Annotated in this window: 19 protein-coding genes and 2 tRNA genes; 5 read left to right on the plus strand and 16 right to left on the minus strand. The window is 67.3% G+C overall.

The features are described from left to right. Positions 1–84 precede the first annotated feature (84 nt). The 7 genes from RQI43_RS06755 to RQI43_RS06785 all read right to left on the minus strand — a co-directional run bounded on the left by RQI43_RS06755 (position 85) and on the right by RQI43_RS06785 (position 4,853). Positions 85–375: a hypothetical protein gene (locus RQI43_RS06755; protein ID WP_018044325.1), complete on the minus strand. Its 291-nt coding sequence runs from the start codon at positions 373–375 to the stop codon at positions 85–87. A 313-nt stretch (positions 376–688) separates the two neighbouring features. After that, positions 689–925 (minus strand): hypothetical protein, encoded by a 237-nt coding sequence (locus RQI43_RS06760; protein ID WP_238206018.1) that lies wholly within the window; start codon positions 923–925, stop codon positions 689–691. Positions 926–936: 11 nt separating this feature from the next. After that, positions 937–2,499: an AAA family ATPase gene (locus tag RQI43_RS06765; protein ID WP_311274647.1), complete on the minus strand. Its 1,563-nt coding sequence runs from the start codon at positions 2,497–2,499 to the stop codon at positions 937–939. A 66-nt stretch (positions 2,500–2,565) separates the two neighbouring features. Continuing rightward, positions 2,566–3,162, minus strand: coding sequence for a hypothetical protein (locus tag RQI43_RS06770; protein ID WP_018044328.1), 597 nt, complete (start codon positions 3,160–3,162; stop codon positions 2,566–2,568). A gap of 133 nt (positions 3,163–3,295) precedes the next feature. Continuing rightward, positions 3,296–3,694, minus strand: a complete 399-nt coding sequence (locus RQI43_RS06775; protein ID WP_018044330.1) for a hypothetical protein — start codon at positions 3,692–3,694, stop codon at positions 3,296–3,298. A gap of 98 nt (positions 3,695–3,792) precedes the next feature. Next, a complete protein-coding gene (locus RQI43_RS06780; RefSeq protein ID WP_018044331.1) occupies positions 3,793–4,317 on the minus strand; it encodes a hypothetical protein in 525 nt (174 codons plus the stop codon). After that, the gene (locus RQI43_RS06785; RefSeq protein WP_018044332.1) at positions 4,314–4,853 is read right to left on the minus strand and encodes a hypothetical protein; all 540 of its coding nucleotides are present in this window, start codon (positions 4,851–4,853) and stop codon (positions 4,314–4,316) included. Before RQI43_RS06785 ends, RQI43_RS06780 begins: the two co-directional genes overlap by 4 nt. A 269-nt stretch (positions 4,854–5,122) precedes the next feature. Between RQI43_RS06785 and RQI43_RS06790 the strand changes: the two genes are divergently transcribed. From RQI43_RS06790 to RQI43_RS06810, 5 genes are all read left to right on the plus strand, one after another. After that, positions 5,123–5,590 carry a hypothetical protein gene (locus tag RQI43_RS06790; RefSeq protein ID WP_018044333.1) on the plus strand — a complete coding sequence of 156 codons (468 nt, stop codon included), beginning with the start codon at positions 5,123–5,125 and terminating at the stop codon, positions 5,588–5,590. A gap of 187 nt (positions 5,591–5,777) precedes the next feature. After that, positions 5,778–6,032 (plus strand): hypothetical protein, encoded by a 255-nt coding sequence (locus RQI43_RS06795; RefSeq protein ID WP_018044335.1) that lies wholly within the window; start codon positions 5,778–5,780, stop codon positions 6,030–6,032. Continuing rightward, entirely contained in the window at positions 6,029–6,547 is a 519-nt protein-coding gene (locus RQI43_RS06800; protein ID WP_238206015.1) for a hypothetical protein, read from the plus strand. Before RQI43_RS06795 ends, RQI43_RS06800 begins: the two co-directional genes overlap by 4 nt. After that, positions 6,544–6,834 carry a hypothetical protein gene (locus RQI43_RS06805; RefSeq protein WP_018044337.1) on the plus strand — a complete coding sequence of 97 codons (291 nt, stop codon included), beginning with the start codon at positions 6,544–6,546 and terminating at the stop codon, positions 6,832–6,834. Before RQI43_RS06800 ends, RQI43_RS06805 begins: the two co-directional genes overlap by 4 nt. Continuing rightward, entirely contained in the window at positions 6,831–7,025 is a 195-nt protein-coding gene (locus RQI43_RS06810) for a hypothetical protein (protein ID WP_018044338.1), read from the plus strand. Before RQI43_RS06805 ends, RQI43_RS06810 begins: the two co-directional genes overlap by 4 nt. Before the next feature lie 99 nt (positions 7,026–7,124). On the opposite strand, the gene RQI43_RS06815 is transcribed toward RQI43_RS06810, so the two are convergent. The 9 genes from RQI43_RS06815 to RQI43_RS06855 all read right to left on the minus strand — a co-directional run bounded on the left by RQI43_RS06815 (position 7,125) and on the right by RQI43_RS06855 (position 14,902). Then, complete coding sequence (locus tag RQI43_RS06815; RefSeq protein WP_018044339.1) at positions 7,125–7,364, minus strand: hypothetical protein; 240 nt, start codon at positions 7,362–7,364, stop codon at positions 7,125–7,127. 182 nt (positions 7,365–7,546) lie between these two features. Continuing rightward, positions 7,547–7,620: transfer RNA gene (locus RQI43_RS06820), tRNA-Gly, on the minus strand. Between the two features lie 82 nt (positions 7,621–7,702). Then, positions 7,703–7,786 (minus strand) — tRNA-Tyr (locus tag RQI43_RS06825). An 88-nt stretch (positions 7,787–7,874) separates the two neighbouring features. Further along, entirely contained in the window at positions 7,875–9,614 is a 1,740-nt protein-coding gene (gene recJ, locus RQI43_RS06830; protein WP_311274758.1) for a single-stranded-DNA-specific exonuclease RecJ, read from the minus strand. A gap of 229 nt (positions 9,615–9,843) precedes the next feature. Continuing rightward, entirely contained in the window at positions 9,844–11,244 is a 1,401-nt protein-coding gene (locus tag RQI43_RS06835; protein WP_056429217.1) for an NAD(P)(+) transhydrogenase (Re/Si-specific) subunit beta, read from the minus strand. A gap of 4 nt (positions 11,245–11,248) precedes the next feature. Further along, positions 11,249–11,689, minus strand: coding sequence for a proton-translocating transhydrogenase family protein (locus RQI43_RS06840; protein ID WP_056429213.1), 441 nt, complete (start codon positions 11,687–11,689; stop codon positions 11,249–11,251). Between the two features lie 17 nt (positions 11,690–11,706). Next, positions 11,707–12,849: a Re/Si-specific NAD(P)(+) transhydrogenase subunit alpha gene (locus RQI43_RS06845; protein WP_056429212.1), complete on the minus strand. Its 1,143-nt coding sequence runs from the start codon at positions 12,847–12,849 to the stop codon at positions 11,707–11,709. A 94-nt stretch (positions 12,850–12,943) separates the two neighbouring features. After that, positions 12,944–13,237 carry an aa3-type cytochrome c oxidase subunit IV gene (locus RQI43_RS06850; RefSeq protein WP_056429210.1) on the minus strand — a complete coding sequence of 98 codons (294 nt, stop codon included), beginning with the start codon at positions 13,235–13,237 and terminating at the stop codon, positions 12,944–12,946. 300 nt (positions 13,238–13,537) lie between these two features. Next, positions 13,538–14,902 (minus strand): AarF/ABC1/UbiB kinase family protein, encoded by a 1,365-nt coding sequence (locus tag RQI43_RS06855; protein WP_207412113.1) that lies wholly within the window; start codon positions 14,900–14,902, stop codon positions 13,538–13,540. Positions 14,903–14,928 lie beyond the last annotated feature (26 nt).

Consider the following 14,928-nt stretch of genomic DNA (forward strand, 5'->3'; position numbering starts at 1 on the left):
CGTCCGCCCAGGCGTTTTGCCGCCCGCCCGCCTCCCGACAGGCGTTTTGCCACCACCGCCCCGGCCGGGCCGTTAACGCTTGGGCTACATAAGGTCCACGTTCGCGCATCCCTCCGGGTCCTGGCACCGGCCGAGGCGGACCAGCCCAGTCGAGTAGCAGTACGCCCATCCCGCCGCCGCATCGAAAGCCTGGACGGTCGACGTCGTTAGGCCCGTCCCGTCGGGGAACTTGTCATGCCCGTAGACCGTCCCGGTGAGCACGGTGCCATCCGCGGACCGGTTGTCGGGCTGTATGATCCAGTCGTGAAACAGGGGACGGTCGCCGAGCTCAGTCAGGTCGAAGCGGCTGCCTGGGTACCGGTTTCGCTGTGCCATGCCCTGCCGTCCTCGTCGAAGAAAATTGAGGCGGCCGCCACGACGGGCCGACCGCATTCGTCAGTGAAATGACCGGCAAGGAACGGCCGGTAATAGAATCTGACGGCCCTCGCGGGGACGCCTGCATGCGGGACGAGGGTGCCCTTGATCCACGCGTGAACCTCGCGATTGCCGGTGGGGATAACCCGGGCCCGCGACCCTGGCCGGACGACCATCACGGCGTCGGCCAGGGTTACGGTTTGGGCGTGGGCGACGACGCGGCCGCGTTCACGGACGGACCAGCAGCCGCGGGTCAGATTCCGGTAGACGTCTGTCATCGCGCTTCAAGGCGATCCTCAGGGATCGGGATGAGGCGGCCGCATGCCACGACGGCCGCGTTGGCGGCGGCGAGGCCCTCAGACAAGGTGACCTGGCGTGTCGCGACACAGCGGGCCATATGTCCGACGTACTCATCAAGCACGACCCCGACGCGGTGATCGACCGTGCCGGCGAGGCGATGGGCTCGGATGGACGAGCGGAGGTAGTCCCAGACGGGGGCGTGCGTGGTCATCGTCACCCTCTTCAATGCCGGGCCGCGAGGGTCTCGCGACCGGCGAGGACGGTGTCGACGAGACGCTGGAGACGTCGGACGCTACCCCCACTCCAGTGCTCCGCGATGAGCCCGAGCTCGTCGCCGTCGAGGTCCGGGAGCCACGACGCATCCGTCCCCCTCTCGCGCCGGGCGTCCCCCACGATCCCCCGTGCGAGGGCAGGTAGGTCGGCAAGCGTGGGCTCGGGCATCTGGAAAACTCGGAAGCGGTCCAGCAGGGGCCGGGGCATGCCCCTAGTCCCGTTAGCCGTCGCCAGGAACGTGATGCCCGAGAGATCGGTCGCGCACTCCAGGTAGGGGTCCCTGTAGTCCTCGGCATGATCCAGCATGGGCAGGAGCCCGTCGAGGAGATTGCCGTTCGTCATGCTGGTGCCGGCCTTCTCGATCTCGTCGAGGACCACCGCCACCGTCGCGAGGCTCTCTTGCCGGATCGTCTGAAGCGGCACCGAGGCCCTGCCGGATGACCACTGCCGGGAGGTCCCGATGAACGAGGCGTCCGCCACACCCGAGCACGAGTAGACCGTGCTTGGGAGGCCCAGCGCGGTGGCCAGGCTGGTGGCCAGTCGCGTCTTGCCGGAGCCCGGGGGCCCGACGAGCAGGATGGGTGGAAGCCGGGCGAATGACCTACCGACGAGTTGGTTCAGGATGCGCTCGATGAGCGATGCCGCGTGCGGGTACTGATCGACGAGATCCCGACGCGCGGCCGCGAGATCGGGCACCGGCCGGCACGGGAGAGTCACCCCCGCGATAGGCGCCCACTCCGCGCGGGGCGTGGTCCCGCCGCTGCTACGTGCGCCGTCCTTCGCGGACCCCGGCAGGTGCTCGACGCTGCGCACGACGAGGAGCCCGGCGCCCGCTGCCTCCGGCAGATCGTCCTCGTCTTGATCGCGGGGATCGAAGCCGGTGTCGTCCCGGACGGGGCCGCGCTTGACGTTGTTGGGCCACTCTACCTTCACGACCGACCGGGCAATGATCTGTAAGGCGGTCAAACCGTCCCCCTGGCGGCGGGCCGACCGGGGCTCGCGCCTGGGTGCCCACTGCTCTCCATCGCAGTACGCGGCGATGCTCATCATCTCGGCATGCGTTCGGAGGAGATTTCCCAGTCGTAGGTCGGTATGCCCGCCCGCCATGGCGATCTGCCAGACCCTGACGGCACACCGCAGGGCACAGACGTGGTCGCCCAAAAAAGCTTGGTAATAGACGCACCTCGTCGACCAATCGGCATACGTGTCGCGGTCGTTCTGCCCCAGCTTGAGGTCCTCCGAGGCATCGTCGCACACGCTCTCAGCATGCGAGAGCGACGAGAGCGACACGCGGCACGACGACAGCTTCTCAAGCGCGGCACGCACGGGGGGGGGCAGGTCCGGCAGGTCGAGCAGGATGCCGGTCGACCAGTGGATCGTATCCGCGAGCGGGTCGCAGTCGAGGAAATCCAGGCCCTGATCGAGCCAGTCTACGGACGGGGGATGATTGGGTGCGAACGGATCGCTGGCAGGCGCACGGGGGCGCGCACCCCGAGGGGGGGTCTTCGTCATGGCCGGGTTTCTCCAGACGCCCTGTCAGAGACAGGGCTTCAGGGTGCCAGCCATACACACGAATCGTTAACGGAGCGTTGCCTTGAGCGCGGCCGTCCGGGCCCGGGCCGCGGCCGTCTCCCCCTGCATCGTGGCGACCATCCCGAGCGCACGGTCGAGGATCTCCTCACAGCGCTGCCCGAGGGCCTCGCGACCCTGGGCGGAGAGCGGCCCTGGGCCGGTCTCGCCCATTCCATGGGAGATGACGTGCTCGTCCCAAAGGTACGCGACTGCTTGGAGCATATACCCGGTGGCCCTCGGGTGTGCGGTTGCGGCCGCCCGGCCGAGCATGTCCAGGAGGGGCGCCGGGAGACCATGGGAGATGAGGCGGCCGCGTGCCAGGGAGCGCACGTTTAGGCCCGAGGCCAGGCTCAGGGGCCCCACGAAATCAGGTCCGAAGACCCTTTTGGCCACTCGCTCGATCTCGGCGTGGAGGGCCTCCGAGATCTCCGCATGATCCACCGGCTGGCCATCGATCAGGGCCTGCCGGCCATCGTAGGACAGCAAAGGCCCCGCCGGGGGGGCGGCCCCCGCGAGGTTGGAGAGCGGCGAGCCCGAGACGTACCCGACGGCGTGCCCAACGGCGGGGGTCCCAGCCGGGACGGGGTAGAGCGTTATGCGCACGGGAGAAGGTCCTGGGTGGGGCCGGCCAGGTAGATCACGTCAACGCAGAACCGGCCGGGATGGTCATTCGCGACGGGCCACATGCCAAGGCGCTGCCCCCATGTGTACCCCCTGATGATGATGGTGGTGCCCCTCATGACGCCACCCGCTTCAGGCAACGCGGGCAGGTCGCAGGGACGCCTTCGACGTCGCCCCATCCGACGGAACGCCGGCCCGGCGTGGCACCGCACAGCGCGCTCCCGGCCCCGCCCATCGGGCCGCAGCCGTCCTCGGAGACGATATGGTACAGGCGGCCGCGGTCGCGCTCACCGCCGTTGCTCAGGCGTCCGAGCATCTGTGCCGAGCGCCACGCGGAGCCGTCGGGGAGGACATACCGGGGGGCGGCCGTGAGGAATGCCTGGCGCTCCTCGGCCTGGCGGACCTGCCTGGCTTTCTCCTCAGCCTGGTACTGGGCAGCGGCCGCAGCCCGTTCCTCCGGCGAGGGGCCGGGGCCGGCGCGCACCATCGCCACCATTCGGTCGATAATCAACATGTGGGGTTCCCTGCTGTACCGGGCAGCTTGTGGGCAAGCCGCTTCTGGTATTGTCCTATCTATACTGACAATCATTACTCTTCAAGGGTAGCGCGTCGTCAACGGCTAGTAGTGTCGGTGAGCGTCATGAGTCTGCGGATCATCCTGTCCTGGGCCGCGCCACGGCCGTCGCACCAGCCGTCGAAGGTAGACCGTGAGACCTGCAGGGCGTCGGCCGCGGCGTCGCGCCCGCCGCGTGTCTTGGCCCATGCCTTTAGACACTCCGACAGGGGGCGGGCGTCCTTTTCCCAGTCCGGTGCGGCCTTGGGCTTGGACGCCGGCGCGGGGGAGTACACTGCGCTTTTCGCATCGTATGCGTTAGCCCAAGGGTCAAGCCGGGGGTCGTCGGGACCGATGCGGCCCGCCCCGAGAGGCTTGTCGAACCGCGAGAACCACGTCGCGGCGTTCCCGTCGCCGGTCGCATCCCGGGGAGGCTTGAACACCGCGGCGACCGGTTGCCCGATGAGGTCCTCGCGCCCGAGCAGGAGGCGATAGGCGTCAATGGCTGCGTCGGGCGAGCCGTAGCTCGCCCTCTCCAGAAGCTCGCCGCCATCGTGTGCGCGTAGTCGGACCATCCAGGTCATGAGCGGATACTCTCCAGGATGTCTTTGACCATGTCGTTGGCGTTGCAGCGCTTGTTGCCGCTGTTGCAGAACCCGCCGTACGCCCAGAAGGCCTCGCCGGCATCCGTCTCGGTGTACGTGCCGTGTCCGGTTCCCTTGCGCAGGATGAAGAGTTTGATTGGACCCTTGCGGTCGTCAGACCACATGCCGCTCGTCTCCATCTTGATGTAGTCGCGGACCTGCGCGCCGTCGGGCGAGGTCCAGCGCTCGACGGAGACGATGGTGTAGAGGGCCTCACCACCCGCAAGCGCAAGGGAGGCGGTCTTGCCGACGAGGGCCTTGGCGAGGCCCTCGGTGGTGGTGAGGTCGGCCGGCGCGACGGCCTGGGCCTGCTGCTGCTGGACGGGCTGGGCGACCATGCGGGCCTCGGCCCAAGCCTGCCGGAACGCGGCGCCGAGCGCGGCACGGACGGCGGTGCCGGCGGAGGCCGCGGCTTCGCGGGCGATCCGCCAAGCATTCCTCAGGAGGGCGGAACGGTCGATTTTGGTGGTGGTCATCGGGTGGCTCCATCATCGGCCCGGATCGCCCCGGGAGGCCTCGGCTTGCGCCGGTGATCTAAATGTACCGCAATTTGCGGTAGTCGCAAGGCCTCCACGAGAGAATTCTTTACGCCCGATGAGGCCGTGTCGCGCGTCGTAAACCGCGATGGCGTTCTCGATGGGCCATCCGGACGGCCCGTCCGGTTTCCCTCTAGGCGAATCTGCGGGAGCTGCTTCGATCGTCTCTGAAGCGATCTCGCGAACGCGAGACAGGGACCCGGACCAGCATGCCCACAGAGATCGAGATCCGAGAGTTCGCCCGGCTGTATGCCGGCATGACACCCGAGCAAGTGGCGGCCCATGAAACGTGGGTCGCCAAGTACCGGCTGGAGATGGCCGAGGAGATTGCGCAGCGAGCGGTCGCGGCACAGGAGCGCCGTGACGCCCTCCGGGCAATGAGCGATGCCGACGTCGTCGAGCAGACCGTCAACGCTTACAGCGACGCCGACTTCGACCCGGCGCCCGCCCTGCAGGTCCTGCAGTATGCCGGGTTCATCCGCCGGCGAGATCTCCACGAGGCCGTCTCGCGTGTGAAGACCGTCATCAAGGAGTTCGATCTCGCGACCGCAGGGCATCATCTCTACGGCGTCCCCGGGATCCGCCATGACCTGTATCGGGTCCTCGATTTCCTGACCGGCGAGGACCACTCGGGCTGCACCCCGAACCCCGCTCCATTTCGGGGGGCCCAGTCATGAGGCGGTCCACAATCGACGAGATCGCCCTCGGGGCTGCTCGTGGGGTCGAGCGGATCATCGCAGAGGAGCACCCCGGCGGGGCCCCCCAGCGGCAGGCCAAGGTGCAGGTCATGTTCGCGGACTGGATCAGGCACGCCGTCCTCCGCGAGGTCAGGAATGACCGGCGCCGTGTTTCGAGGAGGTCCTCATGATCAGGACCTCCTCGCCTCGCGACGGGTTCGACCTCTGGTTCCTGTTCATCGGCATTGCCATCGCCGCGGCCGTCCTGCTCACGATCCTGCAGGCCCTCTCGCAGGCAGCGGATCCCGCGTGGTCCAACCAAGGCGGCGTCCGGGTCTGGACGGACCCGGCGACCGGGTGCCGGTACACCCAAGCCGAGACTGGCATGCAGCCGCTCGTGGGACCGGACGGGCGCCCCGATTGCCTGAGGAGGCCGCAGTGAACGGTCGGGGCATGCAGAGCTACCGGGTCAAGGCAACCGACTGGCGCCGCATGCCCGGACAGGGGACCGTCGTCCTGATCAGGGCACCTTTCGACCGCCACGCCGTCGGCGACGTCATCACGATCTATACCGAGGGCGTTGGGGAAGATGCCGGTCGGGAGACCGCCGGGCACTGGAAGGTCACGGGCAAGGAGGGATCGGTCGGGTTCGCCATGAGCGCCCTGATAGTCCGGCTGGCGAAGCTTGAGGAGGTTCACTCGCCCGAGCCGGACCCGACGACCATGTCCGAGGCCGACCGTCTGAAGGAGGCGGCGCGCCAGATCTACGCCATCACCGGCCACCTGGCCGGGTGCATCGGTCTGGAACGGAACGGCGTCAACGAACTCCGGGACAAACTCTACCGCCTCAAGGCCACCATCGTCGGTATCGAGTTCGAACCTGATTGCGAACATCGCTGGGACTGGCCGGACGGCACCACTCGGCACGGGCGGCCGCCGGAAGGAGACAGGGCATGATCGAGCGCATGATGAACCCGACCATCACCCTCACCCGCAAGCACTTCGCGACCGAGGAGGACTGGCAGCGCGCCATCCGCGAGGGAGGCACCTTCACGCTCGCCGGCGGCATCAGGGTTCACCTCACCCTGGGCGAGGAGATGGACCTCGATGACGACTGGGGCGTGAACCTTGGCGAGCCAGTCGCGAAAGTTTCCATCTCTGGCAGCCATGACGTGGAGGTGACCACCTACACCGAGGAGGTCACCTTCCATCCCGATGGCAGCTATTCGCGGAGGCTGGGATGACCGAGTCTGACGAAGTCATGCAGCAGACCTGGTGCTGCCTCACGTGCTCCGCGAAGTTCCGGTGGGGGGAGGTCCGGATGGCGGCGGGCGGCCTGCACTGCCCGCGATGCGATGCCGTCTCGCTCCACCCGGCCGGGGGCGAGGTCCGGGTGCTCGATGGGTACGACGGCGAGATCGGGACCCTGAACTGATGGCCCGCCCCGAACGTGTAAAACGATTCCCAAATCGCGTTTGTGGAATCGTTTTACACGTTCGGGGCGGCCCAAAGCGAAAGGGCCCGGGTTCTTCGATCAAGGCAGGAGCGCTGCACGAGCCTCGGCCACCAGGGCGTTCCACCGCTCGACCTCCGGGCGGACCGGATCACCGGCGCTACGGGGCGTCCATCCCACGCGGCCGCGCCGGACGATGCCCCTGGCACCACAATCCGTGCAGCGCACGAACCGGGAAAGGCTGCCAACGGCGATGAGGTCGTGAACCGGATCAGGGTGGCGGTCGTAGAGGCGGGCCGGGGTGTGGGTGCAGCGGGGCATGGCGATCTCTTTCGATCACCATCATTCGTGCGAGCGGGTCCGAGTTCGACAAGGAAACTTGCGCCCGATACCGATTCGTCTGCGGTATCCATGCGGTATCCACCGCCCAGGCAAACAGCCACTGGATACCGCGCCCCTGCCCTATCGGGCTGAGGTTGCTAGTCTTTTCGGGAAGGGGGGAGTGGAGCGGGTACCGGGAATCGAACCCGGGTATTCAGCTTGGAAGGCTGCTGCTCTACCATTGAGCTACACCCGCATATGGCGCCCGATAGCATGGAGACGCGGTCTTGAGAAGGTGATCCCTTCATCGGCCGTGCTGCCAGCGTGTCGGTATGGATTGGTGGGGGAAGTAGGACTCGAACCTACGAAGCTTACGCAGCGGATTTACAGTCCGCCCCCTTTGCCGCTCGGGACATTCCCCCAAACCACCGCCTTTCGGCAGCGCGCGGGCCCTTATGGTGAGGGCTTGCGCGGGTGTCAACACATCCTGCGCATGCGGGCGCGCAAAGTTCAGGGTGTGGCGAGATCACCGATGCGCAATTGCACCCGCTCGCCGCCGCGCCAGGTATCGATGGCGAGGGTGCCGGCCACGTGGAACTCCTGCCCGATCCCGCCGAGGAGCGCCTGCCCCAACGGCCCCTGCGCGGAACGAAAGGCGATGGCGCCGATGGCCTGGCCATCCCGGCTCCTGAAGCGCGCGCGCACATGGCCGTTGCCGACGATGCCCGCATCGACGAGCCGGTGATGCGACAGGGCGAAGACGGGCTCCGGCGCCCCGGCACCGAACGGCCCGGCGCGCTGGACGAGGCGAACCACCTCCGCCGTCGCACCGCCCGCGCTCACCGTACCGTCAATGAGGAGCGCTTCCACCGCCCTCGCCACCGCCACCGCTGCTGCGAGGGCGGTGGCGAGAAACTCGCCGAAGAGCCTGGGATCGTGGCCCGGCAGCGTTGCGCCAGCCGCCATGGCGTGCCCGCCGCCCTTGACGAGAAGGCCCGCATTCACCGCCTCCCGCACCGCAAATCCGAGATCGACCCCGGCTACGGAGCGGCCCGACCCCGTCGCCGTCCCGTCCGGCCGTAGGGCGAACGCGAAAGCCGGTCGGCCGAACCGTTCCTTCAGGCGGGCCGCCACGAGGCCGACCACGCCGGGATGCCAAGTGGCGGAGGCGGTCACCAGGACCGGCTTGTCCGGATCCAGGGTCAGGGCGCGATCCATCTCGGCCTCGGCTTCGAGAACGGCCTGCGCCTCGATGCCCTGGCGTTCGCGGTTGAGGAGATCGAGTTCGGTGGCGATGCGGTTCGCCTCGACCGGATCGGTGCTGGTGAGAAGGGCTGCACCGAGCCCCGCATGGCCGATGCGCCCGCCGGCATTGATGCGCGGACCGAGGAGATAGCCGAGGTGCCAGGATTCCGGCGGCTCGCTCAAGGATGCCGCGTCGAACAGGGCGGCGAGGCCGATCCGACCCCGGCCGCGCATTACTTTCAGTCCCTGGACGACGAAGGCGCGGTTGAGGCCGGTCAGTGGCACCACGTCGGCCACCGTCGCCAGCGCCACCAGATCCAGGGATTCGGCGAGATCGGGCAGATCCTCCCTCCCTCCTCGCCTCAGGCGGCGGTTGAGAGCCACGAGAGTGAGGAAGACGATCCCCGCCGCGCAGAGATGGCCGAGGCCAGACACATCGTCGAGACGGTTGGGATTCACCAAGGCGTGCACCGAGGGCAGGACCTCCGGTGCGCCGTGATGATCGAGGACGATCACATCGAGGCCGAGCTCGGCCGCGGCTGCGAGGGGCTCGTGGCCGCTCGTGCCGCAATCGACGCAGACGAGGAGCTTTGCCCCGCCCTCCGCCAGCGACGTGACCGCTGCCACGTTGGGGCCGTACCCTTCCGTGATCCGGTCCGGAATGTGGATGTCCACCGTCAGGCCGAGAGAACGTAGGTAGCCGGCGATCAGCGCCGCGCTCGCCGCGCCATCGACGTCGTAATCGCCGAACACCGCCACATGCTCGTGGCTCTCGACCGCACGGGCGAGCCGTTCGGCCGCGCCCTCCATGTCCACCAGGCGGGACGGGTCCGGCATCAGGTCGCGTAGTCGCGGCTGGAGATAGGCCTCCGCTTCGTCAGGCCGGACGCCACGGGAGGCGAGGACACGGGCGAGAAGGTCGGGCAGGCCATGGGCCTGAACCATCGTCGCGGCATAGGCCTGGGCGGCCGCCTCGCCGCAGCGGTCACGCCAGGGCCGCCCCATGATGGAGCGGGTGACGCCGAGGAAGGCGCGGGTTGGGGCGAGGGCTGAGGCGGCTGACACGCAATTAGTCTACCCGGCCGGGACTACCCGGCGCTACTGCGCTGCCGGCTTCGCGGTGACGCGTGGGGCAAGACCGGAACTCGCTCTTACCCAGACAAGAAAAGGGCCGGCGCATGGCGCCGACCCTTCGCAGTCGAGACTGACGGGGCGGAAGGCCGCCCCGCGTCGCTCAGAGGTTCTTGACGATCGAGTCCACGACCTTCTTGGCATCGCCGAAGAGCATCATGGTGTTGTCGCGGAAGAAGACCTCGTTCTCCACGCCGGCATAGCCAGAGCCCATTCCGCGCTTGATGAAGAGGACCGTCTTGGCCTTCTCCACGTCGAGGATCGGCATGCCGTAGATCGGCGAGGTCTTGTCGGTCTTGGCGGCCGGGTTGGTGACGTCGTTGGCGCCGATGACGAAGGCCACGTCCGCCTGCGGGAAGTCGCCGTTGATGTCCTCGAGCTCGTGGACCTCGTCGTAGGGCACATTGGCTTCCGCCAGCAGCACGTTCATGTGCCCGGGCATGCGGCCGGCGACGGGGTGGATGGCGTATTTCACGTCGACGCCTTCCTTCTTAAGCAGGTCCACCATCTCGCGGAGCGAGTGTTGGGCCTGCGCCACCGCCATGCCGTAGCCGGGGACGATGATGACGCGCTCGGCATTCTTCATGATGTAGGCCGCATCGTCGGCCGATCCCTGCTTCACGGGGCGCGTCTCGACAGCCCCACCCGCACCGGCCGCAGCGGCGTCGCCGCCGAAGCCGCCGAGGATCACGGAGATGAACGAGCGGTTCATCGCCTTGCACATGATGTAGGACAGGATCGCACCGGAGGAGCCGACGAGGGCGCCGGTGATGATGAGCGCGAGGTTGCCCAGGGTGAAGCCGATGCCGGCCGCCGCCCAACCCGAATAGGAATTGAGCATCGACACGACGACGGGCATGTCCGCGCCGCCGATCGGGATGATCAGCAGTCCGCCGAGCACGAAGGACAGCACCACGATCAGCCAGAAGATCGCCTTGCTCTCGGTGCCGATGAACACGGCGATCAGGCCGACCAGGGCGATGCCCAGGGCGATGTTGATCGCGTGCCGCTGCGGCAGCATGATCGGCTTGCCGGACATGCGTCCGTCGAGCTTGGCGAAGGCGATGACCGAACCGGTGAAGGTGATCGCCCCGATGGCGACGCCGAGCGCCATCTCGAACAGCGATTCCTTATGGATATGGCCGTTCTCGAGGATGCCCACCGCCTGCGGGGCATAGAGCGTGCCGGCCGCACCCGCCACGGCGGCGAGACCCACGAGGGAGTGGAACGCGGCCACGAGCTGCGGCATGGCGGTCATCGGCACCCGCTTGGCGATCACCGCGCCCGCGCCGCCGCCGATGGCGAGGCCGAGGAGGACGATGATCCAGGCGCCGAACCCGGCCGGCGGATGGCCGACCAGGGTGGTCAGGACCGCGAGGCCCATGCCGACCATGCCGTACAGGTTACCCTGCCGCGACGTAGTCGGGTGCGAGAGCCCCCGCAGCGCCATGATGAACAGGACGCCGGAGACGATGTAGAGAAGGGCGGAGACGTTCTGGGACATCGTCTCAAGCCTTCTTCTTGTACATGGCGAGCATGCGCTGTGTGACGAGGAACCCGCCGAAGATGTTGACGCTGGCGAGCACGATGCCCACGAAGCCGAAGAAGCGAGCCCAGCCGGTTCCCTTCTCGATCAACGGTACGCCCGCCGCCAGCAGCGCGCCGACGATGATGACAGAGGAAATCGCGTTGGTGACCGACATCAGGGGGGTGTGGAGCGCCGGGGTCACCGACCACACCACGTAGTAGCCGACGAAGATCGCGAGCACGAAGATCGCGAGCTGGAAGACGGTGGGATCGACCGCGCCATGGGTGACGACGGAGATGCCATGGCTGAGGCCTTGGCTGAGGCTGTCGGCGATGCTCTGCGCCTGGTCGGCGGAGGCGCGGGCGGCGGCAGCGGCGGCGCGCGCCTGCTCGGCGGCCTGTTCGGGGGGAAGGGTGGCCATCTGTCTCTCCGCCGGGGTCAGGCTGCTTTGGGCTGGAAGGCGGGGTGGACTACCTGTCCGTCCCGGGTGAGGTTCGTCGCCTTCACGAGCTCGTCATCCCATTTGATGGCGAGGGCCTTGGCTTCCTTGTCGATCAGTGTCTCGACGAACGCGAACAGGTTTCTGGCGTAGAGGCTGGACGCCGTGGCCGCGAGGCGGCCGGCGACGTTCACGTGGCCGACGATCTTGACGCCGTTCTCCGTGGTGACGATCTCGCCCGCCTCGGCACCGGCGACGTTGCCGCCGCGCTCGACGGCGAGGTCGATGAGCACCGAACCCGGCTTCATGGACGCGACCATGGATTCCGACACGAGCTTCGGGGCCGGCCGACCGGGGATCAGCGCCGTGGTGATGACGATGTCCTGCTTGGCGATATGCGTCGCCACGAGCTCGGCCTGCTTCTTCTGGTATTCGGCAGACATTTCCTTGGCATAGCCACCGGACGTCTCGGCCTGCTTGAACTCGTCGTCCTCCACGGCCACGAACTTGGCCCCGAGGGATTCGACCTGTTCCTTGGTGGCGGGCCGCACATCCGTGGCCGTCACTACCGCTCCCATGCGCCTTGCAGTGGCGATGGCCTGGAGACCGGCGACACCGACACCCATGACGAAGACGCGGGCGGCCGGCACGGTGCCGGCGGCGGTCATCATCATCGGCATGGCGCGCCCGTACTCGGCGGCGCCATCGACCACGGCGCGGTAGCCCGCGAGATTGGCTTGGGAGGACAAGACGTCCATCACCTGGGCGCGGGTGATGCGGGGCATCAGCTCCATCGAGAAAGCGCTGATGCCGGCATCCGCCATGGCCTGCAGCGCGGTCTCGTTCCCGTAGGGATCCATGATGGCGACGACGGTGGCGCCGCTCTTCAGAAGCTTCAGCTCGTCCTCGTTGGGACGCCTGACCTTGAGGACGAGATCGGCGTCCTTCGCCGTCTCCTCGGCCGTGGCGGCGATGCTGGCGCCCACCGCCTCGTATTCCGCGTCCGGAACACCGGCCTTCAGGCCCGCGCCGGACTGGACCGTGACGTCGACGCCGAGTCCTCTGAATTTCTTGATCGTATCGGGCACCGCCGCCACCCGCGGCTCAGCGGGATCCGACTCTGTCAGGACAGCGATGCGCATTCAAAGACCTCCTTCGGCAATCATGCTCGATTGCCGCGGCTTAGCAGGAATATAGAGCCGCGGATCGCTGGTATACCAGCGATCCTGGGCTACGTCACGCGAAGAAGAGGTACAGCGCCAGCAGGAGCGCCACCGCGAACGGTGCCTTCCAGCCGATGCTGGGTACGAATGCACCCACGGCGCCGGCGGCTCCCGACAGGAGAACACCGAAGATGGCGGTGAGCCAGGCCTCGTGAATACCGCCCACGGCCAGGGCGAGCACCCAGCAGATCACCACGCCCGTGCCGATTTCCACAAACCGGACAAAGCCGCGATAGGTCTGTTCGTGGGTCTTCTCGTCCATCGCCGGGCTGTAATGCACGCCGGTCACGCTCTTCGCATCAGCCATCTTGCGCTCGTCCCCTTGGTCATCATCTTGATTGGTTCCAAGCGGATTTAGCGCAAGCCTCGATCGCTCGCAATCGAGATACCGACTGGCGAAAATATGGGAAGCGGGATTTATCCAATGGAATGACAGTTCATCCCCGCCTGTCATGGGCGAGCTTACCCGCAGGCGGTCGTGCCCGCCCTACGGTGCTTCCCGGTGGCGAACAAGACTCGTGGGAACGGGCCGAAGCGGACCCGCCCGGTCTTCGACGGATCGCCGGTGTTCGAAGGCGGGTTCGCTGAAAGCCGCTTCGCGATCTACCTAGACCGGAAGCGGAAGGCCTGCCGCCATCAGGGCTGTGCCCTGCCGCTCGGTCAGGGTCTCGAGAGAGAAGCGCTCGATCTCGGCCTCGAACAGCCGATGGTAATTCAGCTCCGAACGCAGGTGCAGGAACACCGCGCCGAGCCCCACCGCCGCCCGGTCCATGAAGACGAATTCCTGTGGCACCGTCACGGGGCCGCGCTGCTTCAGGGCCTGATGCACCTCGAAGGCCTGCCGCCGCCCGTATTCTCCGGGCTTGACCCCATCGGCCACGGTCCTCGTGCGGTCCTCCAGGATTGGGCCATAGATGAACCGCGCCCAGATGTTGAGGATCTCGATCAGCTCCTTGGTGAGGTTCTTGAACCCCCAGACCTCGTAGGCGTGGACGATCCGGGCATTGTCGTCTTCGAGGAGGCCGCGATAGAGATCGACCACCCCGCCGACGAAGCGGGGGTGGAAGATGCGAACGCAGCCGTAATCCAGAAGATTGATGCCGCGCGCCTCACCGTCCTCTGAGAACACGGTATAATTGCCGAGATGCGGGTCGCCATGGATGACGGCGGCTCGGCTGAAAGGGTGCCACCACGCCTTGAACATCGCCTGCGCGAGGCGGTTGCGGATCTCGATCGGCTCCTCGGTGAAGTCGAGGATCCTGTCCCCCTCGAGCCAGCCCAGGGTGAGGAGGCGCTTCGTCGACAGATCCGTGTGGATCGCCGGCACCCTCACATCCGCGATGTCCTGCAATACCGCCCCGTAGAGGGCGGCATGTTTCGCCTCGCGCTCGTAATCGAGTTCCTCCCTAACTCGGGCGCCGATCTCCTTGGCAATCTCGCGGGTATCGAGCCACGAGCTGAGGCGGCGATGGAGGGCAAAGGCGATTTCCAACTGCTTCAGATCGGCCTCCACGGCCGATTGCATGTCGGGATACTGAAGCTTGCAGGCGAAGGGTGTCCCATCCAGGCCGGTCGCGCGATGGACCTGGCCGAGGGAGGCGGCGGCGGCGGGCCTGAGATCGAAGGAGCCGAACCTTTTCTGCCAATCGGGTCCGAGCTCGGCCATCATCCGGCGCTTGACGAAGGCCGCTCCCATGGGCGGCGCGTCGGATTGCAGTTTCTGTAGCTCGGTCGCGTATTCCGGTGGCAGCAGATCCGGCACGGTGGCGAGCAGCTGCGCCACCTTCATGATTGGACCCTTCAGCCCGCCGAGGGCCTGCGCCAACGCCGCCGCGTTGGTCGGGGTCTCGCCCTTACCGAAGAACTTGGCGCCGGCCATGCGCGCGGCGACGCCGCCCACATTCGCACCCACCCGGGCATAGCGGCTGGCGCGCGCCGAGAAGCGGTTGGCTTCGTTGTCGTGATCGGCCATCGAATCCATTCTGCGCGACGAAAGAG

The sequence above is a fragment of the Methylobacterium sp. WCS2018Hpa-22 genome (assembly GCF_031843785.1).
Classification (GTDB): domain Bacteria; phylum Pseudomonadota; class Alphaproteobacteria; order Rhizobiales; family Beijerinckiaceae; genus Methylobacterium.

What these genes read in the sequence shown, in the direction of transcription:
- RQI43_RS06785 (WP_018044332.1), bottom strand. Translation starts at nt 4,853, where the DNA reads ATGACCACCACCAAAATCGACCGTTCCGCCCTCCTGAGGAATGCTTGG.
- recJ (WP_311274758.1), bottom strand. Translation starts at nt 9,614, where the DNA reads ATGGGGCGGCCCTGGCGTGACCGCTGCGGCGAGGCGGCCGCCCAGGCC.
- RQI43_RS06775 (WP_018044330.1), bottom strand. Translation starts at nt 3,694, where the DNA reads ATGTTGATTATCGACCGAATGGTGGCGATGGTGCGCGCCGGCCCCGGC.
- RQI43_RS06760 (WP_238206018.1), bottom strand. Translation starts at nt 925, where the DNA reads ATGACCACGCACGCCCCCGTCTGGGACTACCTCCGCTCGTCCATCCGA.
- RQI43_RS06805 (WP_018044337.1), top strand. Translation starts at nt 6,544, where the DNA reads ATGATCGAGCGCATGATGAACCCGACCATCACCCTCACCCGCAAGCAC.
- RQI43_RS06835 (WP_056429217.1), bottom strand. Translation starts at nt 11,244, where the DNA reads ATGTCCCAGAACGTCTCCGCCCTTCTCTACATCGTCTCCGGCGTCCTG.
- RQI43_RS06780 (WP_018044331.1), bottom strand. Translation starts at nt 4,317, where the DNA reads ATGACCTGGATGGTCCGACTACGCGCACACGATGGCGGCGAGCTTCTG.
- RQI43_RS06840 (WP_056429213.1), bottom strand. Translation starts at nt 11,689, where the DNA reads ATGGCCACCCTTCCCCCCGAACAGGCCGCCGAGCAGGCGCGCGCCGCC.
- RQI43_RS06790 (WP_018044333.1), top strand. Translation starts at nt 5,123, where the DNA reads ATGCCCACAGAGATCGAGATCCGAGAGTTCGCCCGGCTGTATGCCGGC.
- RQI43_RS06850 (WP_056429210.1), bottom strand. Translation starts at nt 13,237, where the DNA reads ATGGCTGATGCGAAGAGCGTGACCGGCGTGCATTACAGCCCGGCGATG.
- RQI43_RS06815 (WP_018044339.1), bottom strand. Translation starts at nt 7,364, where the DNA reads ATGCCCCGCTGCACCCACACCCCGGCCCGCCTCTACGACCGCCACCCT.
- RQI43_RS06795 (WP_018044335.1), top strand. Translation starts at nt 5,778, where the DNA reads ATGATCAGGACCTCCTCGCCTCGCGACGGGTTCGACCTCTGGTTCCTG.
- RQI43_RS06755 (WP_018044325.1), bottom strand. Translation starts at nt 375, where the DNA reads ATGGCACAGCGAAACCGGTACCCAGGCAGCCGCTTCGACCTGACTGAG.
- RQI43_RS06765 (WP_311274647.1), bottom strand. Translation starts at nt 2,499, where the DNA reads ATGACGAAGACCCCCCCTCGGGGTGCGCGCCCCCGTGCGCCTGCCAGC.
- RQI43_RS06855 (WP_207412113.1), bottom strand. Translation starts at nt 14,902, where the DNA reads ATGGCCGATCACGACAACGAAGCCAACCGCTTCTCGGCGCGCGCCAGC.
- RQI43_RS06810 (WP_018044338.1), top strand. Translation starts at nt 6,831, where the DNA reads ATGACCGAGTCTGACGAAGTCATGCAGCAGACCTGGTGCTGCCTCACG.
- RQI43_RS06845 (WP_056429212.1), bottom strand. Translation starts at nt 12,849, where the DNA reads ATGCGCATCGCTGTCCTGACAGAGTCGGATCCCGCTGAGCCGCGGGTG.